General features: G+C 69.8%; 25 protein-coding genes. 11 read left to right on the top strand and 14 right to left on the bottom strand.

Annotated features, from left to right (window positions below):
* The first annotated feature begins 32 nt into the window (after positions 1-32).
* A complete protein-coding gene (locus tag LOK44_RS01800) occupies positions 33-2,426 on the top strand; it encodes an ATP-binding cassette domain-containing protein (protein WP_237568279.1) in 2,394 nt (797 codons plus the stop codon).
* Here LOK44_RS01800 and LOK44_RS29895 read toward each other — a convergent pair.
* Positions 2,411-2,737 carry an ankyrin repeat domain-containing protein gene (locus tag LOK44_RS29895; protein WP_308192712.1) on the bottom strand — a complete coding sequence of 109 codons (327 nt, stop codon included), beginning with the start codon at positions 2,735-2,737 and terminating at the stop codon, positions 2,411-2,413. The genes LOK44_RS01800 and LOK44_RS29895 overlap by 16 nt on opposite strands.
* Before the next feature lie 618 nt (positions 2,738-3,355).
* A complete protein-coding gene (locus LOK44_RS01790) occupies positions 3,356-4,378 on the bottom strand; it encodes an NADP-dependent oxidoreductase (protein ID WP_237568275.1) in 1,023 nt (340 codons plus the stop codon).
* 109 nt (positions 4,379-4,487) lie between these two features.
* On the opposite strand from LOK44_RS01790, the gene LOK44_RS01785 reads away from it, so the two are divergent.
* The 3 genes from LOK44_RS01785 to LOK44_RS01775 are packed head-to-tail and all read left to right on the top strand — an operon-like array spanning position 4,488 to position 7,176.
* The gene (locus LOK44_RS01785; protein WP_237568274.1) at positions 4,488-6,032 is read left to right on the top strand and encodes a class I adenylate-forming enzyme family protein; all 1,545 of its coding nucleotides are present in this window, start codon (positions 4,488-4,490) and stop codon (positions 6,030-6,032) included.
* 5 nt (positions 6,033-6,037) lie between these two features.
* Positions 6,038-6,583 (top strand): class I SAM-dependent methyltransferase, encoded by a 546-nt coding sequence (locus LOK44_RS01780; protein WP_237568273.1) that lies wholly within the window; start codon positions 6,038-6,040, stop codon positions 6,581-6,583.
* A gap of 35 nt (positions 6,584-6,618) precedes the next feature.
* Positions 6,619-7,176, top strand: coding sequence for a TenA family protein (locus LOK44_RS01775; protein ID WP_237568271.1), 558 nt, complete (start codon positions 6,619-6,621; stop codon positions 7,174-7,176).
* 26 nt (positions 7,177-7,202) lie between these two features.
* Here the strand turns inward: LOK44_RS01775 and LOK44_RS01770 are convergent, their stop codons facing one another.
* Positions 7,203-7,508, bottom strand: coding sequence for an STAS domain-containing protein (locus LOK44_RS01770; RefSeq protein WP_237568269.1), 306 nt, complete (start codon positions 7,506-7,508; stop codon positions 7,203-7,205).
* Positions 7,505-11,689 carry a SpoIIE family protein phosphatase gene (locus LOK44_RS01765; protein WP_237568268.1) on the bottom strand — a complete coding sequence of 1,395 codons (4,185 nt, stop codon included), beginning with the start codon at positions 11,687-11,689 and terminating at the stop codon, positions 7,505-7,507. Before LOK44_RS01765 ends, LOK44_RS01770 begins: the two co-directional genes overlap by 4 nt.
* Before the next feature lie 211 nt (positions 11,690-11,900).
* Between LOK44_RS01765 and LOK44_RS01760 the strand changes: the two genes are divergently transcribed.
* The 3 genes from LOK44_RS01760 to LOK44_RS01750 are packed head-to-tail and all read left to right on the top strand — an operon-like array spanning position 11,901 to position 15,744.
* Positions 11,901-13,352 (top strand): LLM class flavin-dependent oxidoreductase, encoded by a 1,452-nt coding sequence (locus tag LOK44_RS01760; RefSeq protein ID WP_237568265.1) that lies wholly within the window; start codon positions 11,901-11,903, stop codon positions 13,350-13,352.
* 8 nt (positions 13,353-13,360) lie between these two features.
* Positions 13,361-14,530, top strand: a complete 1,170-nt coding sequence (locus LOK44_RS01755) for an LLM class flavin-dependent oxidoreductase (protein ID WP_237568263.1) — start codon at positions 13,361-13,363, stop codon at positions 14,528-14,530.
* Positions 14,527-15,744: an SfnB family sulfur acquisition oxidoreductase gene (locus LOK44_RS01750; RefSeq protein ID WP_237568262.1), complete on the top strand. Its 1,218-nt coding sequence runs from the start codon at positions 14,527-14,529 to the stop codon at positions 15,742-15,744. The genes LOK44_RS01755 and LOK44_RS01750 overlap by 4 nt, the downstream gene beginning before the upstream one ends.
* Positions 15,745-15,753: 9 nt before the next feature.
* Here LOK44_RS01750 and LOK44_RS01745 read toward each other — a convergent pair whose 3' ends face one another.
* From LOK44_RS01745 to ripD, 3 genes are all read right to left on the bottom strand, one after another.
* Positions 15,754-17,607 (bottom strand): fatty acyl-AMP ligase, encoded by a 1,854-nt coding sequence (locus tag LOK44_RS01745; RefSeq protein WP_237568261.1) that lies wholly within the window; start codon positions 17,605-17,607, stop codon positions 15,754-15,756.
* 17 nt (positions 17,608-17,624) lie between these two features.
* Positions 17,625-18,119: a thiol peroxidase gene (gene tpx / locus LOK44_RS01740; RefSeq protein WP_237568260.1), complete on the bottom strand. Its 495-nt coding sequence runs from the start codon at positions 18,117-18,119 to the stop codon at positions 17,625-17,627.
* A gap of 80 nt (positions 18,120-18,199) precedes the next feature.
* Positions 18,200-18,811 carry an NlpC/P60 family peptidoglycan-binding protein RipD gene (ripD, locus tag LOK44_RS01735; protein WP_237568259.1) on the bottom strand — a complete coding sequence of 204 codons (612 nt, stop codon included), beginning with the start codon at positions 18,809-18,811 and terminating at the stop codon, positions 18,200-18,202.
* Positions 18,812-19,063: 252 nt separating this feature from the next.
* On the opposite strand from ripD, the gene tenA reads away from it, so the two are divergent.
* A complete protein-coding gene (gene tenA / locus LOK44_RS01730; protein ID WP_237568257.1) occupies positions 19,064-19,744 on the top strand; it encodes a thiaminase II in 681 nt (226 codons plus the stop codon).
* Positions 19,745-19,873: 129 nt separating this feature from the next.
* Positions 19,874-20,173 (top strand): DUF4193 domain-containing protein, encoded by a 300-nt coding sequence (locus LOK44_RS01725; protein ID WP_237568255.1) that lies wholly within the window; start codon positions 19,874-19,876, stop codon positions 20,171-20,173.
* Here the strand turns inward: LOK44_RS01725 and LOK44_RS01720 are convergent.
* The 4 genes from LOK44_RS01720 to LOK44_RS01705 are packed head-to-tail and all read right to left on the bottom strand — an operon-like array spanning position 20,170 to position 23,894.
* On the bottom strand, positions 20,170-20,436 hold the full coding sequence (locus LOK44_RS01720; RefSeq protein ID WP_237568253.1) for a DivIVA domain-containing protein: 267 nt from the start codon (positions 20,434-20,436) through the stop codon (positions 20,170-20,172). The two genes, LOK44_RS01725 and LOK44_RS01720, sit on opposite strands and share 4 nt — an antisense overlap.
* Positions 20,426-21,493 (bottom strand): M42 family metallopeptidase, encoded by a 1,068-nt coding sequence (locus tag LOK44_RS01715; protein ID WP_237568252.1) that lies wholly within the window; start codon positions 21,491-21,493, stop codon positions 20,426-20,428. Before LOK44_RS01715 ends, LOK44_RS01720 begins: the two co-directional genes overlap by 11 nt.
* A 46-nt stretch (positions 21,494-21,539) precedes the next feature.
* A complete protein-coding gene (locus tag LOK44_RS01710) occupies positions 21,540-22,493 on the bottom strand; it encodes an enolase C-terminal domain-like protein (RefSeq protein WP_237568251.1) in 954 nt (317 codons plus the stop codon).
* A gap of 39 nt (positions 22,494-22,532) precedes the next feature.
* Positions 22,533-23,894, bottom strand: coding sequence for an aldehyde dehydrogenase family protein (locus tag LOK44_RS01705; protein ID WP_237568249.1), 1,362 nt, complete (start codon positions 23,892-23,894; stop codon positions 22,533-22,535).
* Positions 23,895-23,978: 84 nt separating this feature from the next.
* Here LOK44_RS01705 and LOK44_RS01700 point away from each other — a divergent pair, with 84 nt between their 5' ends.
* Positions 23,979-24,491, top strand: coding sequence for a hypothetical protein (locus LOK44_RS01700; protein ID WP_237568247.1), 513 nt, complete (start codon positions 23,979-23,981; stop codon positions 24,489-24,491).
* Between the two features lie 27 nt (positions 24,492-24,518).
* Here LOK44_RS01700 and LOK44_RS01695 read toward each other — a convergent pair whose 3' ends face one another.
* Genes LOK44_RS01695 through LOK44_RS01685 form a run of 3 tightly spaced genes read right to left on the bottom strand, consistent with a single transcriptional unit; the run spans position 24,519 to position 25,984 of the window.
* Positions 24,519-25,169, bottom strand: coding sequence for a cation efflux transmembrane domain-containing protein (locus tag LOK44_RS01695; protein WP_237568929.1), 651 nt, complete (start codon positions 25,167-25,169; stop codon positions 24,519-24,521).
* The gene (locus tag LOK44_RS01690; protein ID WP_237568246.1) at positions 25,169-25,489 is read right to left on the bottom strand and encodes an ArsR/SmtB family transcription factor; all 321 of its coding nucleotides are present in this window, start codon (positions 25,487-25,489) and stop codon (positions 25,169-25,171) included. Before LOK44_RS01690 ends, LOK44_RS01695 begins: the two co-directional genes overlap by 1 nt.
* Positions 25,490-25,546: 57 nt before the next feature.
* Positions 25,547-25,984, bottom strand: coding sequence for a PPOX class F420-dependent oxidoreductase (locus LOK44_RS01685; RefSeq protein ID WP_237568928.1), 438 nt, complete (start codon positions 25,982-25,984; stop codon positions 25,547-25,549).
* Positions 25,985-26,038: 54 nt separating this feature from the next.
* Between LOK44_RS01685 and LOK44_RS01680 the strand changes: the two genes are divergently transcribed.
* Entirely contained in the window at positions 26,039-26,938 is a 900-nt protein-coding gene (locus LOK44_RS01680; RefSeq protein ID WP_237568244.1) for an aminoglycoside phosphotransferase family protein, read from the top strand.
* Positions 26,939-26,944: the final 6 nt, after the last annotated feature.

Raw genomic sequence — 26,944 nt, 5'->3', positions numbered from 1 at the left:
CGACTCGGCCCGCTACGACAGGAAGGGACAGCATGGCGACGAAGAGCCGCAGCACCGCCGCCCAACCGACCGCCGACACCCACGACCTGATCCGCGTCCTGGGCGCGCGGGAGAACAACCTGAAGGACGTGAACGTCGAGCTGCCCAAGCGCAGGCTCACGGTGTTCACCGGCGTGTCGGGGTCGGGCAAGAGTTCGCTGGTGTTCGGAACCATCGCCGCGGAGTCGCAGCGTCTGATCAACGAGACCTACAGCACCTTCGTGCAGGGTTTCATGCCGACGCAGGCGCGGCCCGACGTCGACCTGCTGGAGGGGCTGACGACCGCGATCATCGTCGACCAGGAGCGGATGGGCGCCGATCCCCGCTCGACGGTCGGCACCGCGACCGACGCCGGCGCGATGCTGCGAATCCTGTTCAGCCGACTCGGCGACCCGCACATCGGCTCACCGCAGGCGTTCTCGTTCAACGTGGCCTCCATCAGCGGCGCCGGTGCGGTCACCATCGAACGCGGCGGCAACACCGTCAAGGAGCGACGCGAGTTCAGCATCACCGGCGGCATGTGCCCCCGCTGCGAGGGACGCGGCTCGATCAACGACATCGACCTGACCGCGCTCTACGACGACACCAAGTCGCTCAACGAGGGCGCGCTGACGATCCCCGGCTTCAGCATGGAGGGCTGGTACGGGCGAATCTTCAACGGCTGCGGCTTCTTCGACCCCGACAAGCCGATCAAGCAGTTCACCAAGAAGGAACTCGACGCCCTGCTGTACAAGGAGGCGACCAAGCTCAAGATCGACGGCGTCAACCTCACCTACCTCGGCCTCATCCCGCAGATCAAGAAGTCCTACCTGTCCAAGGACGTCGACGCGATGCAACCGCACGTCCGCGCGTTCGTCGACCGGGCCGTCACGTTCACGACCTGTCCGGACTGCGGCGGCACGCGGCTCTCCGAACTCGCCAGGTCGTCGAAGATCAAGGGCGTGAACATCGCCGAGGTCTCGGCCATGCAGATCACCGAACTCGCGGATTGGGCGAAGGACCTCGAGGACCCCTGGGTCGGGCCGCTGCTGGACGCGCTCCGCCGCACGCTCGACTCGTTCGTCGAGATCGGCCTCGGCTACCTGTCGCTGGACCGATCGTCCGGCACGCTGTCCGGCGGAGAGTCGCAGCGGGTCAAGATGATCCGGCACCTTGGTTCGGCGCTCACCGACGTCACCTACGTCTTCGACGAGCCAACCATCGGCCTGCACCCGCACGACGTCGACCGGATGAACGACCTGCTGCTCCGCCTGCGCGACAAGGGAAACACCGTGCTCGTCGTCGAGCACGAACCGGAGGCCATCGCCATCGCCGACCACGTCGTCGACCTGGGCCCCGGCGCAGGCAGCGACGGCGGTGAGGTGGTGTTCGAGGGAACCGTCGCCGAACTACGCAAGAGCGGCACCCTCACCGGGCGCCACCTCGACGACCGGGCAACCCTGAAGGACGCGGTGCGTACCGCGGACGAGGTGCTGCAGGTGCGCGGAGCCAACACCCACAACCTGCGCGACGTCGACGTCGACATCCCGCTCGGCGTCCTGGTCGTGGTCACCGGAGTCGCGGGCTCGGGCAAGAGTTCGCTCATCCACGGCTCGGTGGCAGGCGTCGATGGCGTGGTCGCCGTCGACCAGACCCCGATCCGCGGCTCCCGGCGGAGCAACCCGGCCACCTACACCGGGCTACTCGAGCCGATCCGAAAGGCGTTCGCCAAGGCCAACGACGTCAAACCGGCTCTGTTCAGCGCCAATTCCGACGGCGCCTGCCCGAATTGCAAGGGCGCGGGCGTCATCTACACCGACCTGGCGATCATCGCCGGCGTCGCCGCGCCGTGCGACGTCTGCGAGGGCAAGCGCTTCGACGCGTCGGTACTGGAGTACCGCTTCGGTGGCCGCGACATCAGCGAGGTGCTCGCGATGCCGGTTGACGAGGCGCTCGAGTTCTTCGGCGACGGCGACGCGAAGACGCCGAAGGCGCACGAGATCCTCGACCGTCTCGCCGACGTCGGACTCGGGTACCTGACGCTCGGTCAGCCGCTGACCACGCTGTCCGGCGGTGAACGGCAACGGCTCAAGCTGGCGACCCACATGGTCGCGAAGGGCCGCGACAAGCCGGAGGTCTACGTCCTCGACGAGCCCACGTCGGGACTGCACCTCGCCGACGTCGACCGGCTGCTCGCCCTGCTCGACCGCCTCGTCGACTCCGGGAAGTCGGTCATCGTCATCGAGCACAATCAAGCCGTGATGGCGCACGCCGACTGGATCATAGACCTCGGGCCAGGCGCGGGTCACGATGGCGGACGCGTCGTGTTCGAGGGCACCCCTGCCGAACTCGTCGCCAAGCGGGACACGCTGACCGGCCAGCACCTGGCGGACTACGTCGGGGCCTGAACCCGCAGCAGCTCAGCCGCTTCCGTCTGATACGCGTGTTCGGCCCAGCCGAGCGGGGTCGTTCCGAACCGGCCGTCGGTGATCGTCGGATCGGCTCCCGCGGCCAGCAGGTTCCGGATGCGCTCGAGGTCGCCGTCCCAGGCAGCGTGATGCAGCGGTGTCGCGCCATCGTCGTCGCGCGCGTTCGGGTCCGTCGGTGCGGGCGGTTCGACGAGGTCGACGCCGGACACGTCGATGCCGTGCCGTTCGAGCAGCGCGAGTCGTCCACCGAAACCGTGCTCGGCGGCCCACTGCACCTGGCGACGCCACATGTCAGCCCGCGACTCCATCGCCTCGCCCAAGAGCAGTTCCCAGGGGCTCGGCCCGGCTGCGGCCAGTCCATGCGCGAACAGCAACTCGAGATGTGAGTCGTCGGCGCGGAACATCCGGTTGTAGAGCGTCTGCTGGTCGACCGGGTGAGCGCCGCGCCGAAGCAGCAGCGTCGCCAGTTCCGTGGCACGTGGATGTCTGGGTTGCCTGCGCGGCCCCTGCTCCCCCTCGCCGAACACACCCGTCAGCACGGTGAACGGCGGCACCATGCCGCGCCACAGATAGCCCGCGTTCGGGTCGGCGCCCGCATCCAGCAGCATCGTCGCCGCGGCGAGGACGTCGGCTTCGCCCGACGGGGAGACACGCGAGTACGCCAGGTACATCAGCGGCGTCCAGTCGAACGGTCCCCCGCGGGCATCGGCCAGCCCTGGGTTCTGCAGGTGCTCGGCCAGCGCGTTCACGTCGGCCGCCGTCGAGGCGGCCCACACGTGGTGCCGGACCACGTCGGGCTCGGCAGCCAGGAGCTCGCCGGCAGCCTGCCATCTGGGCGGCGCATCGGTGTCGTCGTAGCGCAGCGATGCCAAGGCGCAGAATCGATCCGGATCGGTCACGACGCTCCCCTAACCGCCAGTGGTCGGCGGGCTGACCTCGACGAGCATCTTGCCGATGTTCGCGCCGGTGAACAGGCCGTTGAGCGCATCGACACACGACTCCACGCCCTCGAAGATGGTCTGCCGGTGCTTGAGCAGGCCGTCCTGCTCCCACCGGTGCAGGGACGCGAATGCCTCGTCGAACCGGCCCCACTGGTCGAGCGCGTTGAAACCCTGCATCGTCGCGGTCTTGGCCAGCAGGTTGACGTAGTTCGCCGGGCCCGGGTGGTCGCCGTCGAGGTAACTGGAGATGACGCCGCACAGCACCACCCGCGCGTTGCGCGCCAGACGCCCCAGGACCGCGTCGAGGATCGGCCCGCCAACGTTGTCGAAGTAGACGTCGATGCCCTTCGGGCAGTGCTGCTTGAGTTCCGCGGCGACGTTGCCGCCGCGGTAGTCGATGCACGCGTCGAAGCCGAAGGATTCGACTGCCGCACGGCACTTCTCGGGTCCTCCGGCGATGCCGACGACCCGCGCGCCGTGGATCATCGCGATCTGCCCGGCGATCGAGCCCGTCGCGCCTGCCGCTGCCGACACCACGACCGTCTCCCCCTGCGCGGGCTTGCCGATGTCCATCATCCCGAAGTACGCCGTCGCGCCCGTCGGCCCGTACACCGACATGATCGCCAGCTGATCGTTCAGCCCTGGCATCGGCGTCGAGAACAGGTCGTCGCGGATCAGGGTGTACTCCTGGAAGCCCGACAGCGTCGTCACGATGTCGCCGACCGCGAAGGCATCGCACTTCGACGCCACCACCTCGCCGATGCCGGCGGCCCGGATCACCTCACCGAGCTGAACGGGCGGCAGATAGCCGGGCTGATCGTTGAGCCACGTGCGGACGGCTGCGTCGATGCCGACGTAGGTGTTGCGAAGCAGCGCCTCGCCTTCGGTCGGCTCTGGCATCGGGGAGGACACGAGTTCGGTGTCCTCGGGAGCCACCAGACCGGTCGGCCTGCGCCGCAACACCACTTGGCGATTCAACGTTTCGGGCACGCCGCGACGCTACCCAACGCCGGGGCGGTTTCGGCGGAAATGCCGACGCGAAGCGTGCACGGGCCCCGTTCACGACCGATGCGGCGACGGCGTACGAGAGGATGCGAACGTGACTGACCTCCGTCCGACGGTTTCCGACGTCCTCGCCCGCCGCGCCCGCGAGTCCGGCGACCTCGACTACGTGGTCACCCCGACCGACCGGCTCAACTACCGCGAGGCGCAGCAACGGTCGGCCGACGTCGCGCGCAGGCTGCTCGCCACCGGAGTCGGCAAGGGTGCGCGCGTCGGCCTGTTCTTTCCCAACGGTGCCGAGTGGGTGGTCTGGTGGCTCGCCGCGTCGCGCATCGGTGCCGTGGTGGTGCCGCTGAGCACGCTCTACACGCCGGCCGAGATCGCGAAGGTCGTGCGCCTCGGCGACATCGGCCTGCTCGTCGCCCCCGCCCGGGTGCTGCACATCGACGTCGCCGAGCGCTTCGAGGCGGCGTTCCCCGACCTCGCAGGCCAATCCGCGGGCCGGATCGCCATGGCCGACGCGCCGTACCTGCGCTCGGTGGTGCTCGTCGACGCGTCGGACCGGAGCTGGGCGACCCGCTGGGACCCGACCGACGATCTGCTGGTGCCCGAGGAGGTGCTCGCCAGCGTGGAGCGAGAGGTGACGCCGGCCGACCTCGCCGTCATGGTGCACACCTCCGGGTCCACCGCGGAGCCGAAGGGCGTGCTGCACACCCACGGCACCCTGATCCGGCAGACCTCGACCTGGCCGGCGGCCATCCGGGCCGTCACGGGATCCACGGGCCCCGCACGGATCCTGTGTGCCATGCCGTTCTTCTGGATCGGCGGGCTGCTCGCGACGACGGGCGCACTGCACGAACCGATCACCCTGCTGGTGCTGCCGCGCCTCGACGCCGAGGCCGCTCTCGACCTGATCGAGCGCGAACGTGCCACGGGCATCGTGGGATGGCCGGCCTTCACCCAGCGGCTGCGCGACCACCCGAGCTTCGCCACCCGCGACCTCGACAGCGCACCCATGCTGCGCGACGGGCCGATCGACATCGCGATGACCGACGTCCCCGACGGATTTCCCGTGCACCGCACCATGTCCGAGACCGCAGGCGGCTTCTGCTGCACCGAGATCGCCGTCGTCGACGAAGACGGTCGTCCCGTGCCCGACGGCACGACCGGCGAACTCCTCATCCGGGGCGTCGGGGTGATGGCGGGCTACAACAAGCGCGAGCGGGCCGACACGTTCGACCCGGACGGGTGGTACCACACTGGCGACCGCGTCTACCGCCGCGCCGGAGACCCTCGACTGTTCTACGTCGGACGCACCAGTGAGCTGATCAAGTCCGGCGGAGCGAACGTCTCACCGCTGGAAGTCGAAGCCGTGGTCAACGACTTCGACGACGTGACCCAGTGCGTGGTCGTCGGTCTCGAGCATCCCCAGCGCGGTGAGGAGGTATGCGCCGTCGTCGTGCCCGCGGGCGGGGACGTCGACGTCGACGCACTCACCGAACGCGCCCGCGTCCGACTCTCCGCGTACAAGGTGCCCACGCGGTGGGTGATCACCACCGCCGATCGAATCCCGACGTTGGCCAGCGGAAAGCTGGACCGTCGCACGTTGCTTGCAATGGTGCTCGACGACGTCCTGGCCTGATCGCAGTGTCCGACGACGACCGCGCCCGATGGGACGCCCGCTATGCCGAACGACCCTCGGCGACAACGGGTTCGATCGGGCTGCCGACGGTGTTTCGGCCCTTCGTCGCGAAGTTTCCGTCGGCAGGCTCGGCGCTGGACGTCGCGTGCGGCGACGGTGCGGCTGCGGTCTGGCTGGCCAGCCGGGGCATGGACGTGCTGGGCGTCGACGTCTCGCCGGTCGCGGTCCGCCGCGCCACCGAACTCGCCGCCGCCGCAGGTGTCGCGCAGCGGTGCCGTTTCGTCGTCGCCGACCTCGACGAGGGGCTGCCCGACGGGCCGGTGGCGGACGTCATCCTCTGTCTGGCCTTCCGCGACGCCCGCCTCGACGCCGAGATCACCGCGCGTCTCACCCCGGGCGGTCTGCTGGCGGCGAGCGCACTGAGCGAGGTCGGTGGGCACACCGGCAGGTTCCGCATCGCACCCGGCGAACTCGACCGGGCCTTCGGTCATCTCGACGTCCTCGCCTCCGGTGAGAGCGACGGACGGGCGTGGCTCCTGGCGCGGCGGTAACCGCGGGCGGCGGTCTCGGCGATAGGGTCGGTCAGGTGCTCGATGACCTATGGACTGCCGCCACCCGACACCCGTTCCTGCATGCCGTGCGCGACGGCGCGATAGCCGACGCCGCATTCGACCGCTGGCTTGCCCAGGACGTTCTGTTCGTCGCCGATCTATTGACGTTCCAGGCCCGACTCCTGGCCCGGGCGCCCCGTGGCGCCCAGTCCGCCCTGGCAGGCGGCTGCGTGGCGCTCGTCGACGAACTCGACTGGTTCGACGTGCAGGCGGACCGCCGCGGCATCGACCTCGACGTGGAACGCCTGCCCGCGACGCTCGCCTACCGCGATTCGCTCCGACGCCTCGACGCCGCGCCGTTCGACGACGCCATCACGGCACTGTGGGCCCTGGAGCGCGTCTACCTGATGGCGTGGACGACGGCGTCGTCGGAGTCGTCACCGTTCGCCGAGTTCACCGAGCACTGGACCCATCCGGGCTTCGCGGACTACGTCGACGCCCTTGGCCGGCTGGCCTCGCCGGACGGCCGGGACGACGTGCTGGCCGACGTGCTCGCACTCGAGGTGGGCTTCTGGGACATGGCGATGGAATGACGATAGCGGGTGCGCCACGCGATCGATCAGTACGCAGGCTCGACGGGCACCAGTTCGGTGAGCCCGCTGACGTTGAGCACCGGCAGCAGAATCGGATTCGCGACGACCGCTATCCGACCCGCGTGGGCGAACAGCGCATTGATCGCACCGCTGTCGAGGTAGTCGACCGCTCCGAGGTCGACTGCGACCGTCTCGGACTGTGCGGCCTCGATCGCCGCGTCGAGCGCTTCGGCGAACGACTTCACGTTGCTCAGGTCGATCTCGCCCGCCGCGACGACGACGTAGGTGCCGTCCTCGCGTCCCCGGGTGTCGACGGTCAGCGGAGTGGTCATGACGCAATCCTCGTGTGAAAGGAGACCGTCGTCCCCGTGGGGCCCTGCTCGATGGTGACGTCGTCGACGAGGGCACGCATGAGCGCTATCCCCCGCCCCCGACTCAGATCGGGAACGGTGCGTTCGGCCTTCCAGGCGCCCCTGTCGATCACCGTCAGGTCCAACCGGTCCACCAACGCGCTCGCCGCGATCGTGATGACGCCGTCGGCGCCGTCCCGGTGACCGTGCTCGATGGCGTTGGCCACCGCTTCGCCAGCCGCGACCAGCAGCCCCTGCACCTGTTCGTCCACCAGGCCGGCACGAACCAGCCAGTCGCGCAGTGCGTTCCGAGTGGACGCCAGATGGCTGACGTGCGGCGGAATGTCCATGCGCAGCGGCGCCGGCTGCCGGTAGAGCAGCAGCGCGACGTCGTCCTGATAGCCGTCGGCCGGCGTCAGCGTCGACATCACGTTCGTCGCGAGATCGTCGAGCGTCGACGAGCTACCCACGGAGACGAGTTCGGTGGCGCGGGCGATCCCCTGGTCAAGGGAATCCTGTCGCCGCTCCACCAAGCCATCGGTGTAGAGCAGCAGGGTGCCGCGCGGCGGGATCGTCGTGCGGGCCTCCGGCCGTTCGCGGTCGGGCCGGATACCCAGCGGGATCGTGTGGCCGTCCTCCAATACCCGGGTCGTGCGGTCGGCGTTCACGAGTATCGGCGGCGGATGCCCGGCGCTGGAGTACACGAGTTCGCCGGTCGAGGTGTCGAGTACCGCGCAGAACGCCGTCGTACAGACTGCACCGGGCAGTCGGGCCGCGAAGCGGTCGAGCGCCGCCAAGGCCGCACGCGGGCTTGGCCTCTCGAGTAGAAGTGCGCGACAAGCGCTACGCAACTGGCCCATCACGGCGGCCGCAGCCAAGCCGTGGCCGACGCAGTCGCCGACGACGAGTGCGATGCGGCCGTCGTCGAGATCGACGACGTCGTACCAGTCGCCGCCGACCTGCAGCGGCCGCGTGGCCGGTTGGTACCGCACCGCGAAACCCTCGGGCAGGTTGGCGGGGCCCAGAATCGAATGTTGCAGCGCCAGCGCGGTTTCGCGCTGCTGGTCGAGTTGGTTCACGCGCTGCAAACCCTGCCCCAATCGTCCGGCGAGCACCGTGAGCAGCGTCTGATCCTCGGGCGTGAACGGCCGCTGCTCGATCAGCTCGATCCACAGCACCAGAATGCCGCGGGGATGTTGCAGGGCAATGCCTGCCGACCCCGGGTGATCGGTGCGAGTGGCCAGCAGGTCGCCGTCGGCGAGCGTGCGAACCGCCTCGCGAGCCTGAGCCGTGAGGTCGTCCCACCGAGCGGGTGCACCCGCGACGATCGTCCGCTCGTCGTCGGGCGGCGCGCCCTGGCTGCGGAACGTGATGGCCAGGACGCGGTGTGCCCGCCACACCCGGCGCAGTTCCTCAGTCGTCGCGCGCAGTGCTTCACCGACGGTATCCGCTTGCGAAAGCACCCGATTCAGCTCGGCCAGCGCCGTCTGGCGCTGGACGGTGTAGTGCTCGGCCGTCGCGTCGCGCAGCGTTCCGACCATCACCCGCCTCCCGGTCTCGGGGTCGGCGGCGTGACTGAAGCTGAACGTCACCCACAGCCGGTGCCCGTCGTGATGGGTCACGGGCACGGTGTACGTGCCGTGGGCATGATCCATCAGCCCACCGAACGATTCGGCGACCTCGCGATACGCCTCGGGGTCGGTCGCCTCGTCGGGCCACCACGGGTGCACGGCCGGATACGGCAGCCCCTCGGGGCCGTAGCCGAGTACTTCGCTGAACGCTGCGTTGATCTCGATGACGGTGCCCTCTTCGTCGCAGACGAAGAACGCCTCCTGCATCGCGTCGACCAGGGCCGTCCGCCAGCGGGCATGGTGGTTCCGCAATCGGGCCAGTTCGACGTTGCCCCGAACGCGGGCAAGGAGTTCCGCGGCGGCGAACGGCTTGACCAGGTAGTCGTCGGCCCCCGCTTCGAGTCCCTCGATCGACTCCTCCTGCCCTGCACGTGCGGACAGCAGCAGGACGGGGACGGCCGCGGTGCGCGGGTCGGTGCGCAACGCAGTCACCAGAGACAACCCGTCCAGGCGCGGCATCATGACGTCACTGACGACCAGATCCGGCAGGGATGCGCGGATCTGCTCGAGCGCCTGCTGCCCGTCGACGACCGGCTCCACCTCGTAGCCTGCGGTCCGCAGCAGACGGGTCAGGTACTCCCGCATGTCCGCGTTGTCGTCGGCGACGAGTACCCGAGCGGGCACCGTGGCCGTCGACGACGCCGTGACCGCGCCGTCGAGTGAGAGCGGCTCCCCGGCCTCGACACCGTGCGAGTCGGCGTCGGACGGCAGCCACCGCAACGCCTCCTGCACGTAGGGGTCGGCGATGGCCGAGGTCGGACGATCCCCCACGGCCGAACCCACGAACTCGGTGGGTAGGTGAGCGGCGCCGAACGGCAGACGGATCGTGAAGGAGGTGCCGGTGCCCTCGACGCTCTGCGCGGAGATGGTCCCGCCGTGCAGGCCGACCAGTTCCTTCACCAGGGCGAGGCCGATGCCACTACCTTCGTGAGATCTGGTGCGCGCGTTCTCGATCCGATGGAACCGTTCGAACAGGCGTGGCATCTCCTTGGTCGGCACGCCGACACCCGTGTCGGCGACGGTGACCACCGCTGCGTCCGCGTCCTGCGTCACCCGGACCGAGATCGACCCGTCGAAGGTGAACTTCAGCGCGTTGGAGAGCAGGTTCAGGACGACCTTCTCCCACATGTCGGAGTCCAGGTAGACGGGCTCGTCCAGCGGAGCGCACTCGACCAGCAGATCCAGGCCGGCCCGTTCCACCGCCGAGCGGAACACGCTCGCGAGTTCGGCGGTCGCGGCGGCCAGATCGACGGGCTGATAGGAGGCCTGCATGCGGCCTGCCTCGATGCGGGAGAAATCGAGCAGCGTGTTGACGAGCTTCGCGAGCCGTAACCCGTTGCGGTGGATCACGTCCAGCTCGGCGCGGGCACGGTCGTCCACGCCCTCGACCCTGCTGCGCAGGTCTGCGACGGGAGCGAGGATCAACGTCAGTGGAGTGCGGAACTCGTGGCTGATGTTGGAGAAGAACGTCGTCTTGGCGCGGTCGAGTTCGGCGAGCTCCTCGGCGCGACGCTGCTGCGCCCGATAGCTTCTGGCGCTGCCGATCTCCGCAGCCAAGTGCGCGGCCACCAGGTCCACGAAGCCCCGGTAGGCGTCGTCCAAGGGCCGGAAGCGGTTCAACGCAGCCACCAGGAAACCGCACGGCGATGCGCCCTGCTGGATCAGCGGCACCACCAGTGCCTGAGTCGGTGGCTGCGACCAGTCCCCGACGGGCAGATCGCTGAAGCGTTGCCCCTGGAAGTCGACGAGCACGGTCTCGCCCCGTTGGGCCGCGGCGCTCGGCCAGATCGACGTCCCGTCGGCGGGCAGGACCATCGGGGCAACGGGGTGGTCCTGCTCGATGCCACTGGTGGCCGCGAGGTGGGTGGTGCCGTCGTCGTCGAAGAGGTAGGTCAGGGTGAACGGCAGGTCGCGGAGGTTTCTGGCGAGTTGCGCCGAAGCGACGGTGAGGATCTGCTCCTCGGACGGGAGCACGCTGGGGTCGGAGCCGAGGTCGCGAAGGGTCGACAGCCTCCGCTCGCTGATCACCCGTTGGGTGTCCTCGCTGACCACGCACAGCATGCCCACCACGTCGCCCGAGTCGTCTCGCAGTGGACTGTAGGAGAAGGTGTGGTAGCTCTCCTCCGGGTAGCCGGACCGCTCCACGAACAGCAGCAGGGCGGCGTCCCAGGTGGCCACTCCGGTCGTGAGCACCCGCTCGATCCGCGGACCGATGTCGGTCCAGATCTCCGCCCACACTTCGCGGGCGGGGCGCCCGAGCGCCCAGGGGTACTTGCTGGCCAACGTGTCACGCCGGTACGCGTCGTTGCAGAAGAACGTGAGTTCCGGACCCCACGCCATCCACATCGAGAACCGCGACGACAGCAGGATGCTGACGGCCGTCAGCAAGCTCTGCGGCCACTCCGAAGGCGGTCCGAGCGGCGTGGTCGACCAGTCGACCCTCGCGAGGTCCGCACCGACGGTGGGATCGGCATCGAAGACCGAGGAGTCTGCTGCGGTCGGGACAGGCCGGCTCGCCTGCTCACCACTCACCGAACGTCCTCTCGCCGACGCGCCTAGTGTCCCCCCGCAACCGTCATCCATCCTCCGACTTCAGCCGACCGGTGCACCCATTTACCCGCGCAGCGACCTTACGCAAACCTTGGGGTCGCCCCCAGACCGCCACGCTGCCGCCCGCGCCGGTTCAGAATCGTCACGAGCGGAAGCAGTGCGCCGCAACTGCGCGGCGGCGAAGATCACGCCGGTGACTCGCACCATTCGCTTCAACGCCTTCGACATGAATTGCGTCGCCCACCAGTCCCCCGGTCTGTGGCGGCATCCGGACGACAGGTCCGCCGAGTACAAGGACCTCGCGTACTGGGCCGATCTGGCCCGGCTGCTCGAACGCGGCAGGTTCGACGGGCTGTTCATCGCCGACGTCCTCGGCACCTACGACATCTACGGCGCCAACGACGAAGCCGCGATCCGCCAAGCCGCCCAGATCCCGGTCAACGACCCCCTCCTGCTGGTGTCCGCCATGGCGCTGGTGACCGAGCACCTCGGGTTCGGCATCACCACCGGAACCGGTTTCGAGCACCCGTACCCCTTCGCCCGTCGCGTCTCCACCCTCGACCACCTCACGAAGGGACGGGTCGGCTGGAACGTCGTCACCGGTTACCTTCCCGCGGCCGCACGCAACATGGGGCAGACCGACCAGCCCGCCCACGACGCGCGCTACGACCACGCCGACGAGTACCTCGAGGTGCTCTACAAGCTGTGGGAGGGCAGTTGGGAGGACGACGCGGTGATCCGCGACCGCGAGCGCGGCGTCTTCACCGACCCCGACAAGGTGCACCACATCGGGCACCAGGGTCAGCACTTCAGCGTGCCCGGCATCCACCTGTCCGAGCCGTCGCCCCAGCGCACGCCGGTGATCTTCCAGGCAGGGTCGTCACCGCGCGGCGTTCGCTTCGCGGCCGAGAACGCCGAGGCGATCTTCACGGCAGCACCCACCAAGGCGATCCTGCGGGAGACCGTCGACACGATCCGTCGCGAACTCGAACTCGCCGGCCGTGATCCCTACTCGGCGAAGATCTTCAACCTGTCCACGGTGATCACCGCCGCCACCGAGGAGCAGGCCCGCGCCAAGCACGCCGAGTACCTGTCCTACGGCGACCCGGAGGGCGCGCTGGTGTTCATGTCCGGGTGGATGGGCGTGGACCTGTCCCGGTACGGGCGCGACGAGCCGATCGCCGACGTCGACTCGAACGCCATCCTCTCTGCGGTGAAGGCCTTCCAGTCCGCCGATCCCGACGGCGGCGAATGGGCGGTCGACGACATCGCCACGTGGGCTGAGATCGGCGGCATGGGGCCGCTGATCGTCGGATCGGGCACCCGGGTCGCCGACGTACTGCAGGAGTGGGTCGACGAGACGGACGTCGACGGCTTCAACCTCGCCTATGCGGTCACGCCGGGATCGTTCGCCGACTTCATCGACCACGTCGTGCCCGTGCTCACCGAACGCGGCGCCTACCAGGAGGAGTACGCGCCAGGTTCGTTGCGCAACAAACTGTTCGGGCGGGGTGATCGGCTGCCGGACGAGCACCGGGGCGCGAGCTACCGCGTCGGTGGTCCCCGATCCACCATCATCGAGCGGCCGTCGACGGTGCCGTCCTCGTCTGCGTCCGTCGCCTCGCAACCCACCTCTGGTCGATAGGATTTTTCGTGTCCGTGAAACTGCATTGGTTCCTGCCCACCTACGGCGACAGCCGGTTGATCGTCGGCGGTGGTCACGGCACCCCGGCCGGCGTCGCCCACAGCGACCGCGACGCGTCTATCGACTACCTGGCGTCGATCGTGCGGGCCGCCGAGACGTTCGGCTTCACCGGGGCGCTCATCCCGACCGGTGCCTGGTGCGAGGACGCGTTCGTCACCGCGGCGCTGCTCGCTCGCGAGACGACGTCGCTGGCGTTCCTGGTGGCGTTCCGGCCCGGACTGGTCAGCCCGACCCTGTCCGCGCAGATGGCCGCGACGTTCGCCAGGCACGCCCCCGGTCGACTGCTCCTCAACGTCGTCGTCGGCGGCGAGGCCCACGAGCAGCGGTCGTTCGGGGACTTTCTCGACAAGGACGCGCGCTACGAGCGGTGCGACGAATTCCTCGACGTGGTGCGAAGACTGTGGGCGGGCGAGACCGTGGCCCTAAACGGCAAGCACATCCAGGTGGAGGACGCCGCACTGGCGCTGCCGCCGAATCCGGTGCCGCCGTTGTACTTCGGAGGTAGTTCGAAGGCGGCGGGGCCGGTCGCGGCCCGGCATGCCGACGTCTACCTCACCTGGGGCGAACCGCCGGAAGCCGTCCGCGAGAAGATCGAGTGGATCCGCAAGGAGGCCGCGAACGAGGGCCGCACCGTGCGGTTCGGCATTCGGTTGCACACCATTTCGCGCGACACCGCCGACGAGGCGTGGGCGCAGGCCGGCAAGTTCGTCGACGCGCTCGACGAGGAGACCGTGCGCAACGCCCAAGCCGGGCTGAGCCGCAGCCAGTCCGAGGGACAGAAGCGCATGCTCGCGCTCCACGAAGCCAACCGCGCAAACGGGTCCTGGAACGACGCGCGCAGCCTCGAGATCGCACCGAACCTGTGGGCCGGTGTCGGCCTCGTGCGTGGCGGCGCGGGAACGGCGTTGGTGGGCAGCCACACCGACGTAGCCGACCGCATCGCGGAGTACGCCGAGATCGGCATCGACGAGTTCATCTTCTCCGGCTACCCGCACCTGGAGGAGCTGTACTGGTTCGGCGAGGGCGTCGTCCCCGTCCTGCGGCAGCGCGGACTGTTCGGCGGCGGCCACTCCAGTGCCGCGCCCGCTTCCATCCCGTTCGTCGGCTCGGCGCGGTGAACGCCCCTGCCCGCGAGGCAGGTTCCCTGACCGACCACGACGCGTTGGCGGTTGCCGAAGACCTGGCTGCCGAGTTCGCCAGGGGTGCGGGTGACCGCGACGCCGGCCGCCTCCTCCCCCACGACGAGGTCGACGCACTCAAGCGGAGTGGGTTGCTCGGGCTGTCGGTGCCCGCCCGGTTCGGCGGCCCGGATCTGTCCGCGACGGTGGTTGCCGAGGTGTTCCGGATCATCGCCCACGCGGACCCGTCATTGGCTCAGATCCCGCACTCGCACTACACGTTCCTCGAGGCGCTGCGTGCGCAGGGCAGCCCGTCGCAGCAGGGTTTCTTCTTCGGCCTGGTCCGCGACGGGGCGCTGTTCGCCAACGCCCAGACCGAACGCGGCCCGCATCCGGTCAACGTGGACGGCACCACGCTGGCGTCCGACGACGCAGGCGGCTTCGTCATGACGGGCCGCAAGTTCTACGCGACGGGTTCGTGGTTCGCCGACTGGCTCATCGTCCGCGCGTCCCTGGCCGAGGATGGCCAGACGCCGGACGCCTCGACCCCAAAGGCGTTGGCGTTCATCCCGCGTGACGCGGCTGGTGTCGAGGTGGTCGACGACTGGGACGGCCTCGGCCAGCGCACCACGGCCTCGGGCACCGTGACGCTGGACGCCGTGCGCGTGCCCGCCGAGCACGTCGTGCCGTTCTCACCGATCTTCGACGGTCCTTCCACCTACGGCGCGCATGCTCAGCTGCTGCACACCGCGATCGACGTCGGCATCTCCACCGGGGCGCTGGCCGAAGGCGTACGCCAGACCGCCAAGGCGCGGCCGCACTTCGAGGCCGACGTCCCCACCTCCGCGGAGGATCCGACGCTGATCCAGGTCGCCGGCGAACTCGAGGTCACGGTGCGGGCTGCTCGTGCGCTGCTGGCCGAGGCGGCGCGTGAAGTCGACAGTGCGCGCGCCGACGTCACCGAGGACAGCGCCGCGGCGGCATCGGTCGCCGTCGCCGTCGCCAAGGTGGCCGCTGTCCGGGCGGCGCTGGAGGCGTCGAGCACGCTGTTCGACCTCGGTGGCACGCGCAGCGCGTCGGCGTCGGCGAACCTGTCCCGGTACTGGCGCGATGCCCGGACCCACACGCTGCACGACGCCACCCGGTGGAAGCTGCAGCACATCGGCCGCTACGCCCTCTCGGGCACGCGGCCCCCGCGCCACGGTCAGGTGTAGAGAAACCGGTCAGCCGTCGAAGGTCCCGGCGAGATACGCGGCGCGGCAGGCGTAGCGGGCGAGCTTGCCGCTCGTGGTGCGCGGAATGGTGCCTGCCGAGACGAACCGCACGTCGGCCACCGCCAGCCCGTGTCGTTCGGCTACGGCGGTCCGGATGGCCTCCGCCGACGGCGCGGGGTCGACCCGACTGGTACGCGCCGCGCGTTCGGCCACGACGACCACGCGCACACCCGTGGCGTCGTCGGCGGGCACGGTGAAGGCCGATGCGTAGCCACGCCGAACCAGTTCGGCGGCGTCGGCGACGGTGGCCTCGACGTCCTGGGGATAGTGGTGGCGGCCATCGACCTCGAGGACGTCGGCCAGCCGGCCGGTGACGTAGAGTTCCCCGCCGAGGCGGCAGCCGAGATCGCCGGTGCGCAACCAGGTTTCGTCGTCCGGCACCCCCTCGGCGTGGCTGCCGGCCGTCAGCCGGGATGACGGCCTGGCGGTGAACGCGTGCCGGGTCTCCTCCGGTCGGCCCCAGTAGCCGCGGCCGACGTTGTCGCCGTGCAGCCAGATCTCGCCCACGCTGCCGTCGGGAAGTTCCGCCGCGCTCTGCGGGTCGACGATGATGCACCACTGGCTGCGGGCGATCTGGCCGCAGGCCACCTGGGGAACCGCGCCAGGTTCGTCGGCAGCGACCAGCGCCGCGCGGTCGAACGTCAATTCGGTGCGGTCGAAGTGCACCACGGTCGGCGGCACGTCGGGCGCCACCGTCGAGACGAACAGCGTTGCCTCGGCGATTCCGTAGGAGGGCTTGATCGCGTTCGGCGACAACCCGCGTGGTCCGAACTCGGTCTGGAAGGCCGTGATCGCCGACATGCTGACCGGCTCGGATCCGATGATCATCACGACGTTCGCCAGGTCGACGTCCACCTCCGGTGGGAGCTTGCCACGCGCTGCCGTCCACTCGTAGGCGAAGTTGGGCGCCGCCGTGACGACCCGCCCGTGCCGGGACTCCTCGGATAGTGCTTCGATCCAACGTTCGGGCCGACGAACGAACGCCGTCGGTGAGAGCAGGGTCGAGTGGCCACCGTAGACCGCGGGGAAGCCGATCATCGACAGCCCCATGTCGTGGTACAGCGGCAACCAACTGACGCCGTGAGTGTTTCGGTCCAGCAGGTCGATGGACAGGATCATCTGGATCAGGTTGGTGCCCACCGCGCGGTGAGTCACCTCGACGCCGACGGGCGGACGTGTCGAGCCGGAGGTGAACTGCAGGTGCGAGACCGACTCGACGTCGATGTCGACCGGCGAGAAGTGGTCGCCCTCGGCGTCCGCGACCTCGTCGAGGACGACCACTGCCGGCCGGCGTGCCGTGGGCAATCGATCGATGAAGTCCCCGACCGAACCGAGCGCGGACGCCGTCGTCAGCACCGCGGTCGGCAGGGCATCGGCGAACGCCGTCTCCAAACGCTCGGCGTGGCCCTGCAATTCGGGGGCGAACAGCGGGACCGCGATCGTTCCCGCCTTGATGGCCGCGAAGAACCCGGCAACGTAGTCGAGTCCCTGCGGCGCGAGTATCGCCACGCGTTCCCCTGGACGGGCAACGCGTTGGATCGCGGCTGCGATGGCACGCAGGCGCGTGCCGAGCTGTGCCCAGGTCAGCTCGACGGCGCGGACACCGGCGGACCCGGTGTGATCCAGGTACCGGTATGCCACGCCGTCGCCGACGTTGTCGATGTTGCGCTCGATGAGCGAGATCAGGTTGACTCCGGGCGGAAGCACGACGCGTCCCCGTGCGTCGAGGCAGTCCTCGATCCGCAGCAGCCCGGGCCGTTCCGAGGAGCCGGCCGAACGACCATGGCTCACAACGCGATCCATGGTCTTCAGTCTAGGCGTCAGCCTGCTGCGGCCACCGCTGCGTCGTAGTCCGGCTCCTGGCCGATCTCGGGCACCAGTTCGGTGTACGCGACCGTGCCGTCCGCGCCCACGACGACGACCGCACGGCCCAGCAGGCCCGCCATCGGCCCGTCGGCGATGGTGACGCCGTAGTCCTCGCCGAACGAATCGCGGAAGGCCGATGCCGTGGTGACGTTCTCGATGCCCTCGGCGCCGCAGAACCGCTTCTGCGCGAACGGCAGGTCCTTGGACACGCACAGCACGGCGGTACCCGAGGAGGCGGCCCGCTCGTTGAAGGCCCGCACACTGCTGGAGCAAACGGGCGTGTCGACCGACGGGAAGATGTTGAGCACGAAGGGCTTGCCATTGAACTGGTCGCTGGTGACCTGCCCCAGGTCGGTGCCGGTCAGCGTGAAGCTCGGCGCAGGGCTGCCGACCGCGGGCAGTTCACCGACGGTGTTGATGGGGTTTCCGCGCAAGGTTATCTGTGCCATGCGGACAGTCTGCCAAGCGCGGTGGTTCCGTGGGCGGTCAGGGTGGCCAAGATCGTCGGTCGGTCAGGCGCGTCGCGCCGTCACCACTCGATGACGCGAGAGAGGTACGGCGCCATGTCGGTGGTGCGGACCGGAGACACCGCGACGGCGGTATCGCTCACGCCCACCATCTGGCCGTTGCCGATGAACATCGACACGCTCTGCGTGCCGTCGGGTCCGTAGAACAGCAGATCGCCCGGCAAGGCCTCCGACGGCAGGATCTTGCGACCGACCTTGTACTGCTCGCCCGACGAGCGCGGCATCTTGATGCCTGCGCCTGCGAAGGCGTAGACGATCAGGCCGGACGCGTCGAAACCGGGGACCCGCGGTGCGACCGGCACCGTGGGTGCCGCCGGGGTGACGAGGCCGGGGAACAGCGGGTCGGGGTTGGCCGCAGCCAGGCCCGTCGCGGACTGTTCGGGCTGCTGCACGCGCTCCGTACTCACCGGGGGCAGCGAGGGACCGTTGACGTCACCGCCGCCGTAGGTGAACGGCACACCCTGCTGCGACATCGCGCGCTTGATCACGTACTGGATGGCCTGCTGACGCTGTGCCGACGTCGCGTCGGCGCCGGCCAAGCCGGGTGTCGCGACCAGCACGGTCATGCTGACGGCGAAGGCGGTGATCGCTGCGAATGCCCTGGTGAGTTTCATCGGTCTTTCTCGTTCGTGCGGTCGGCACCGGTCGGGACCCCGTTTCGGCGGGCCGCCGGCGAAGTCACGCTCTTCACTTCTGTCACTTCCACACCACATCGTGCCATCCCCATCGTCAATAACGGCGTGCCGAGGGAGATTCTTGGTCAGACCGTGACCGAACGGTGATCTTGAAAGTGTGTTGCCAATCACGTTCACCCAGTTGCGATTTCACGCATCCCGGGGAGAGTGCGGCGTGGCAGGATGCGATGCGTGCACGCACCGACCGAACAAACCTGGTCAGACCGTCTGTGGCGCGAGATCGAACCGACGTTCGCCGCCATCCTCGCGCACCCGTTCGTCACGGGTCTGACCGACGGCACCCTCGACGATCGCGCCTTCGCGCAGTACGTCGCGCAGGACGTCCACTACCTGCGTGACTACGCCCGCGCGCTGGCGATCGTCGGCGCGAAGGCTCCCACGCTCGCCGACACCGCGACGTTCGCCCGGCACGCCGCGGAGGTCTTCGACGTCGAACTCCAGCTGCACGATTCGCTGCTCCCCCAGCTCGGGCTCGACGCCGACCTGTTGGCCGACTCACCCGTCCTGCCCACCACCCGCGCCTACACCAGCTACCTGGTGGCGACGGCGTACGGCGGCACCTTCGCCGAGGGGCTCGCAGCGATCCTGCCCTGCTACTGGATCTATGCCCGCGTCGGTACGGCGCTCGCCGAGCGGGGCTCGACCGACCCCAGATATCAGCTGTGGATCGACGGCTACTCCGGCGAGGAGTACGCCGCCACCGTCGACGAGGTGCTGGCGGTGACCGATCGCATCGGCCCGACGCTCACCGCAGCCGACGAGGCCACGGCACGCGCGCACTTCGTCACCACCGCCCGCTACGAGTGGATGTTCTTCGACGCCGCCCACCGGTTGGAGGACTGGCCCGTCTGAGCGACCGCGCCCGCCGTCACGCTCTGAACAACCTGCCTGATGGTCCCGTGTTTCCGGCCGGGGTTTTCGGGAACATCCACACCCCCGCCGACGTTGACGTGGCGCCGGACGAGAACGAAGGGAACTGCATTGGCCACCGACTACGACGCCCCACGCAAGACCGAGACCGACGACGTCGCCGACGAATCGCTGGAAGCACTCGCCGGACGGCGAAACGACGCGGCGACAGCCGTCCTCGACGTGGACGACGGCGAGGACGAGGATCTGTTCGACCTTCCCGGTGCCGACCTGTCGGGCGAGGAACTCACCGTGCGCGTCGTCCCCAAGCAGGCCGACGAGTTCACGTGCTCGCGGTGCTTCCTGGTGCAGCACCGCAACCGCCTCGCCCTGCAGACCGACCGCCAGCAGATCTGCTCGGACTGCGTCTAGAGTTCGTCGATCCTGCCTGCGATCGCCTCGAGCATCGCGTCGACCGCAACCGCGTCGACACCGCGCCGTCCGAACGGCGGCTTGGGAAATCGCACGCCGCGGACGTCCGCCGACGACAGATGGCCGCGGCCGTCCAACCGCCGCGCCGCGAGTTGCAGGAAGTCGTTGACCGACTTCTCGTCGTATCCGCGCTTGCCCCACGGCGGCTTCTCGAACGTCGCCCCCCGAACGTCCTCCGCCGTCAGGCGCGTCTCACCGTTCACGCCGCTGAAGATAGTCGACCAGGACGTCGGCCATCGCCGGAACGGCTTGCCGGGCAATGACTTCGTACCCGTGGGTGCTCAGCGTCGGCAGGCACAGCAGGCCAGCCTTGGGTGTCGAGCCGTTGGCCTTGGCGTGCGAGGCGTCCGATTCGAAGGCCCCGAGAACCGCGGCCTGGGGCGACAGACCCAGCCCGCCGGCCACGTCCATCAGGGCGTCGGCGACGTCTTTGTCGTAGGCGCACAGCGCATCGCCGAACCCGATCACGGGACCACCGTGCACGGTCGTCCCGTATTCGAGTTCACTCGGGCCGACCTCCAGTGCGATCATGAGGTCGCCCGGCAGCGTGCGGCTGGCATACGAGCCGCCGATCCCGCCCACCTCCTCGTTGGTCGTGAACACCAGGTAGGCGTCACGCGCCGGACGCCGACCCTCCTCCCGGATCGTGTGCGCGGCACGTAGCAGGGCGGTGATCGCGGCGCGGTCGTCCATGAAGTAGGACCCCACGTAGTCGCCGAACTCGACCAGCGTCCGCTTCGTGCGGTCGACGCACACCCGCGTCCCCGGCCTGATCCCTGCTTCGGACAACTCCTCGGGCGTGCGGCCGGTGAACACGTAGACGTGCAACCAGTCGAGCGCCTTGTCGCCCTGATCGGGCTTGGTCTCCCAGATGCGTTGACTCTCCTCGGTGGTGTGCTCCGACCCGAGGGTCAGCACGCCACACAGGGTGGCCCGATCGCCGAGCATCGCCACGGGGCCCAGACCGAAGTTCCCGGGATACATCGTCCCCAGCGGCGTCAGACGCACCGTGCCGTCGTCCTCGATCCGCTTGACGAGCATCGACAGTTCGTCCAAGTGCGCGGTCACGCGGGTCGCGACGGGACCCCCGCGCTCGACGCCGTGTACGAGTCCGACGAGGTTGCCTGCTTCGCCGATCCACGTCTCGTCGACCAGCGGCTCGAGTTCGCGAACGCACACCCGGCGAACGTCGTCCTCCTGCCCGCAGGGGCCGTAGGTGGCCACCAGTTCGGCCAGCAGGTCGAAATCGGATTCCCTCACTCCATCGCGCCCTTCGTCATCACGCCCTACGTCATCACGCCCTTCGTCACATCAATGCCGTGCGCACCTGTCGCCGCCACCACTGCACCCGCTCCGGGTCGGTGACGGCATAGCGGGCGACCAGAGCCGGATCCGGTGCGGGCGGCATCGGTGCCACCGGTAGTCGACCGTCGCGCGGCAGCAGCGAACGGACGGGCGACACGACGTCGCCGGCAAGCAGCGCGCGCGTCCCCAGTGAGCAGGCGAAGTCCAGCCTGGGCAGCGCACCGGCGAGTGCGACACCCGCGGCGAGGCCGATGGTCGTCTCGGCAGTCGAGGACACCACGCACGGCAGGTCGATCGTCTCGGCCAGTCGTAGACCGCGCCGCACGCCACCGGCGAGCCCGCACACCAGTACCGCTACGTCGGCGACCCGCTTCAGGTCGACGCCCGCCGGGATGCCCGCGGAGATCCTCGCCGCGATCGGCACCGTCACCCGGCCGCGCAGCTCGGCGAGTTCTGCCGGCGTGCGGCAGGGCTGCTCGACGAACTCGATATCGCCCACCGCGTCGACGAATGCGCCGATCGCCGCCGTCGCCGTGGCCACGTCCCACCTGCCCTCGGCCCGGCAGCGGATCGACCCGCCGGCGCCCAGCGCGGCGCGCACCGCCACCAACCGGGACACGTCCGCGTCGATGCCATCGGCGCCCGACCCGACGACGACCTCGGCCGTCGCGCACCCCGACGCCCGCACCAGCTCACCGGCGAGCACGTCGTCCACGGCAGGGATCGCCGCCGCGACGGGCACGCGGCCTCGGACGGGTTCCGGCCACGCCACCGTGCCCGGTTCCGTGGCAGCCGTGAGCCACCGCGCGACCTCGTCGCCGGTGCTGCCGGGCAGCGGGCTGAACTCGCCCCACCCCTGCGGCCCCTCCAGCAGGACGCCCTCGCGTACGCCCGGGCCGTGGGCGAACGGGATGGCGAACACCAGCGCGGCGTCGAAGTCGATCAGCGTCCTCATCGCGGTCCACGCTAATGAGTCGGCGTGACCGCCTCCGGCTCACCCACCCGGTGAGGACCAGTGCACCACCTTGACCGCCGTCATCTCGTCGAGCAGTTCGGGTCCGAAGCCGAATCCGTTGCCACTGATGCGTCGTGGCTCGGCAGCGCCGCCGGGGGCGCCGCCGAAGACGGCGTTGATCTTGACGGTGCCGACCGGCAGGGATCGCCAGGCGAGCTGAGCACGCCCCATGTCGGGCGTCAGCACGGTCGCCGCGAGCCCGTAGCGGTCATCGGCGGCCTCGGCCACCGCGGTCTCGAAGTCCGGGACCACGCGCACCGGGGCGATGGGCCCGAACGTCTCCTCGGTGAGCACCAGCATGTCCGGCGTGCAGTCGGTGAGCACCGTGGGCGGGTAGAACGAGCCGGGGCCGGGCCGGGGTTCGCCGCCGAACGCGACGCGCGCACCCGCCTCGACCGCGTCGATCACGTGGGCGTGCACCTGCTGCCGGTGTCGTTCGTCGACGAGCGGTCCGATCCGGGCGTCCCATGCGCGTGCTTCGGCCACCAGGTCTGCGACGAAGGCCTCGGCCTGTGACTCGACGACGTAGATGCGCTCGACCGAGGTGCAGATCTGGCCGGCGTTGGCGAAGGACCCGAGCGCGGCCTGCGCTGCGGCCCACCGCGTGTCGACCCCCTCGTCGACGATCAGCGCATCGTTGCCGCCGTTCTCCAGCAGTGCCTTGGCTCCTCGAGCGGCGCACGCCAGCGCGATGTCGCGGCCGGTCGCGCTGCTGCCGACGTGGGCGACGACGTCGACGAGGGGATTCGCCGCCAGCCGGGTGCCCGCGGTGCCGTCGCCGTCGACGATCTGCAGCACGCCCTCGGGCAGGTGCTCGGCCAGGATCTCGGCGAACCGACGGCCGGTCTGCGGGCAGCGCTCGGAAGGCTTGTGCACAACGGTGTTTCCGGATACGAGGGCGGCGCCCAGCAGTCCCGCGGCCACCGCCACCGGATCGTTCCACGGTGTCAGTACCGCGACGACACCGCGCGGTTGCGGCACCATCAGGTCGGTGGCGGCCCACTGCCCCTGCAGCACCCGGCCGCCGTGCAGCGGACCCAACTCGGAGTACTGCACCAGCGTCCCGACGCCCGCTTCGACGCCGCCCAGTGCGTCATCGTGCGGCTTGCCCGTCTCCCTCTCGTTGAGGTCGGCCAGCTCTTCGGCGGCTGCGGACACGGCCTTGGCCGCGGCAGCCACGGCTGCCGCGCGGTCGGCGGGGGCGGTGCGCGCCCAGCCGGGCGCCGCGGCGTGGGCGGCCTCGACCGCGGCGTCGCACGCCGACGGCGGCGCAAGCGGCATCCGGGTCACGACGTCGCCGGTGCGTGGGTCCAGAACGGTGATCTCCAGGGTTTGCGTCACGGTTCCCCGATACCCGTCTGTGGCCGGTGAAACCGTCGTCTTTCCCGGGCATGACGCTCCGTGTGTCACCACTAGGCTGGACCGATGGTCGATCGGATGACGGAGCGCCGCGCCAGCGTGTTCGCCGACGTCAGCTCTCTGGGCGCCGCCCGTCGGCAGCCGCCGTGGTACCGCACCGGCAAGCTCGCATCCGTCCTCGCAGTCGTCGCGATCGGCGTCGCGGCGACGTGGGGGCCGATCTCCGTGCTGGACATGCCCGAGGGCGCTCCACCCGCCGTGTCGCCAGCTGGTCGACCGGACGTGGGACCGCCGCCGATCGAGGGCAGCCGGGGCGACCCGATTCAGGTGGCACCACCCATGCCGCCACCTCCTCCTCCGCCACCCCCGACGGCCGAACGGCTCGACCCCGGCCCGGTGTACCGCAACCCGTATCCGCGTTCGTCGCCGTCCCCGTCCGGTGACGGACCCGAGATCGGAGTCACGCGCACGCCGGTGACGCGGGCGCCGATCAGCGTCGCGCCGGCTCCCCGCAAGTCACCGGGCAGCGACTCCTCGACTCCCGGTGACGCACCGAAGCGGGGCGGCTGGCCGTGGTGAACCACCGCCGACGGTCATTGCGCGGGCTCATTCGCAGCACGACGTCCGTTCGGTGCTGACGGGCGTCGCGCAGCAGGTCCGGCCACGCCATGCTTCGATGCCCTCGCGCACCGCGACCCCGGCGATGACCAGACCGGCGATGGGATCAGCCCACGACCACCCGAGTACCGCATTGGCCAGCAGGCCGGCCAGCAGCGCGGCCGAGAGATACGTGCACAGCAGCGTCTGGCGTGAATCGGCAACGGCCGACGTCGAATCGAGCTCCCGGCCCGCCCTCCGCTGCGCCCAGGACAGCAGCGGCATCACGGCCAGGCTGACGGCGGCGAGCGCGATGCCCACTCTTGACGGCTGGGCCTCGCCGTCGCCGAGCAGGGCCCGTGCCGAGTCGATGGTGACGTAGGCGGCGAGCCCGAAGAACGACGCCGCGATGACGCGCAGTGCTGCCCGTTCCCGGTCCTCCGGCCGCGCCGCGCTGAACTGCCAGGCCACCGCGGCAGCCGACGACACTTCGATCACCGAGTCGAGCCCGAAGCCGACGAGCGCGGCCGACGACACCCTGGTCCCCTCGAGCAGCGCGATCGCCGCTTCCACGACGTTGTAGACGATGGTGGCGGCCACCAGCCAACGCACCCGCCGGATCAGGACGTCGCGCCTGTCCTGACGTGCCGCGGTACCCATCAGCAGCAGCCCTGCTCGGCGCAGCACGCGGGGTCGACGGCCAGGACCAGCCCCACAAGATCGTCGAGCGCGTGGCGGATCCGCCGGTCGGCGAGTTCGTAGCGGCTGCGGCGTCCCTCCGGCACGGCGACGACGAGACCGCAACCGCGAAGGCAGGCAAGGTGATTCGAGATGGTCTGGCGGGACACCCCGATGGCGTCGGCGAGGTCGCTCGGGTACTGGCCCCCCTCCCGCAGCGACAGCAGGATGGAAGACCGCGTGGAATCCGACAGCGCGTAGCCGAATCTGGCGAGGGCTTCTCGGTGCATCAGTTCGGGCATGCGGCAACGGTACATCCACTTCTGTATTCAGGAAAGGATGTATCGATGGGGGTGTGATCAGCGCAGCCGCTCGCCGTAGACCTTCTCGACCGCGAGGGTCATCAGGACCCGCCGGTCGCCGACCATGACAGAGCGGTACTCGGCCCAGTCCGGATGCTCGCCCGCGGCCGCACGGTAGTACTCGACGAGCGCCTCGACCTCGGGTCCGTCCGGGTCGGAACCCGGTCCGACGAGGGACACCGAGCCCTCCGCGGTGGCCCATGCCCACCCGTCGGAGCTGGTGACCTCGAGCGCCGCGCGTGGGTCCCGGCGCAGATTGGCGGTCTTGGCGCGGCCTTCGGTCATCGACACCAGGATGCGGTCGGTCGAGCGGTCGTAGAACGGCGTCACCGGCGACAGCTGCGGCATGCCGTTCGACTTGATGGTCGCAAGCACGCCCAGTCGGGCGTCGGCGAGGAGGTCTCGGGGATCGAACGCATCGGACGTGTCTGGCATGTCGTCGGACAACGCGTGAACCGTGCGGGCCATTCCCCGGCCCGGGATGACAGCATGGCTGCGGTGATCGACCTACCGGCGGCCGTCCGCGACATGGCGGCGCGCGGAGCGCAGTGGGCGGACTGGGTCGACCAACTCCCCAAGGCCGCCGCCGGGCAGCTGTCCGAGTGGGGCCTGCGCTCCGACGGGGCACCGGCATCGGGCAGCGGCTCGCTGATCCTGCCGGTCCGGACGGGTGACGGCGAGCGTGCCGTCCTCAAACTGGCCTTCCCGCAGGACGAGACCGCCTTCGAGCACCTGGCGCTGCGCCGGTGGGCAGGCGCCGCGGCGGTCAGGCTGCTGCGCGCCGATCCCCATCGACGCGCCCTGCTGCTGGAACGCGCCGACCCGACCGACCTCCGCGACTCGTGGGACATCGAGGCCTGCGAGATCGTGGCAGCGCTTTATCCGCGGCTACACCTGTCCCCGATGCCGCAGCTGCCGAACCTCTCCGAACTCGTCGCGCAGTGGGTCACCGACCTCGGGGCCCTGCCGCGCAGCGCCCCGATCCCGCACCGGCTGGTCGAACAGGCGATTGCCCTCGGCCGCGCGTTCGAGACCGACCACGCGACCAGCTCGACGCTGATCCACAGCAACCTGCACTACCGGACGGTGCTGGCCGGCGACCGCGAGCCCTGGCTGGCGATCAGCCCACGGCCCGTCAACGGCGACCCGCACTACGAGATCGCGCCGATGCTCTGGCACAGGTGGGACGAGCTGGCCGGGTACACGCGCGACGGCGTCCGCAGGCGGTTCTACGCGCTCGTCGACGCAGCCGGACTCTCCGACGAGCGGGCCAGGGACTGGGTGGTCGTGCGGATGACGTGCCACGCCATGTGGGCGTTGCGCGGCGGGTCGACCGACACCTCGTGGCTCACGACGTGCGTCGCCATCGCGAAGGCCGTGCAGGACTGACGCGGC

Source organism: Mycolicibacterium lacusdiani (assembly GCF_021916785.1).
Lineage (GTDB): Bacteria > Actinomycetota > Actinomycetes > Mycobacteriales > Mycobacteriaceae > Mycobacterium > Mycobacterium lacusdiani.
This window is presented reverse-complemented; position numbering and strand designations above follow the sequence as displayed.

What these genes read in the sequence shown, in the direction of transcription:
- LOK44_RS01685 (WP_237568928.1), bottom strand. Translation starts at nt 25,984, where the DNA reads ATGCCAGACACGTCCGATGCGTTCGATCCCCGAGACCTCCTCGCCGAC.
- LOK44_RS01800 (WP_237568279.1), top strand. Translation starts at nt 33, where the DNA reads ATGGCGACGAAGAGCCGCAGCACCGCCGCCCAACCGACCGCCGACACC.
- LOK44_RS01695 (WP_237568929.1), bottom strand. Translation starts at nt 25,169, where the DNA reads ATGGGTACCGCGGCACGTCAGGACAGGCGCGACGTCCTGATCCGGCGG.
- LOK44_RS01700 (WP_237568247.1), top strand. Translation starts at nt 23,979, where the DNA reads ATGGTCGATCGGATGACGGAGCGCCGCGCCAGCGTGTTCGCCGACGTC.
- LOK44_RS29895 (WP_308192712.1), bottom strand. Translation starts at nt 2,737, where the DNA reads ATGTGGCGTCGCCAGGTGCAGTGGGCCGCCGAGCACGGTTTCGGTGGA.
- tpx (WP_237568260.1), bottom strand. Translation starts at nt 18,119, where the DNA reads ATGGCACAGATAACCTTGCGCGGAAACCCCATCAACACCGTCGGTGAA.
- LOK44_RS01690 (WP_237568246.1), bottom strand. Translation starts at nt 25,489, where the DNA reads ATGCCCGAACTGATGCACCGAGAAGCCCTCGCCAGATTCGGCTACGCG.
- LOK44_RS01745 (WP_237568261.1), bottom strand. Translation starts at nt 17,607, where the DNA reads ATGGATCGCGTTGTGAGCCATGGTCGTTCGGCCGGCTCCTCGGAACGG.
- ripD (WP_237568259.1), bottom strand. Translation starts at nt 18,811, where the DNA reads ATGAAACTCACCAGGGCATTCGCAGCGATCACCGCCTTCGCCGTCAGC.
- LOK44_RS01680 (WP_237568244.1), top strand. Translation starts at nt 26,039, where the DNA reads ATGGCTGCGGTGATCGACCTACCGGCGGCCGTCCGCGACATGGCGGCG.
- LOK44_RS01710 (WP_237568251.1), bottom strand. Translation starts at nt 22,493, where the DNA reads ATGAGGACGCTGATCGACTTCGACGCCGCGCTGGTGTTCGCCATCCCG.
- LOK44_RS01770 (WP_237568269.1), bottom strand. Translation starts at nt 7,508, where the DNA reads ATGACCACTCCGCTGACCGTCGACACCCGGGGACGCGAGGACGGCACC.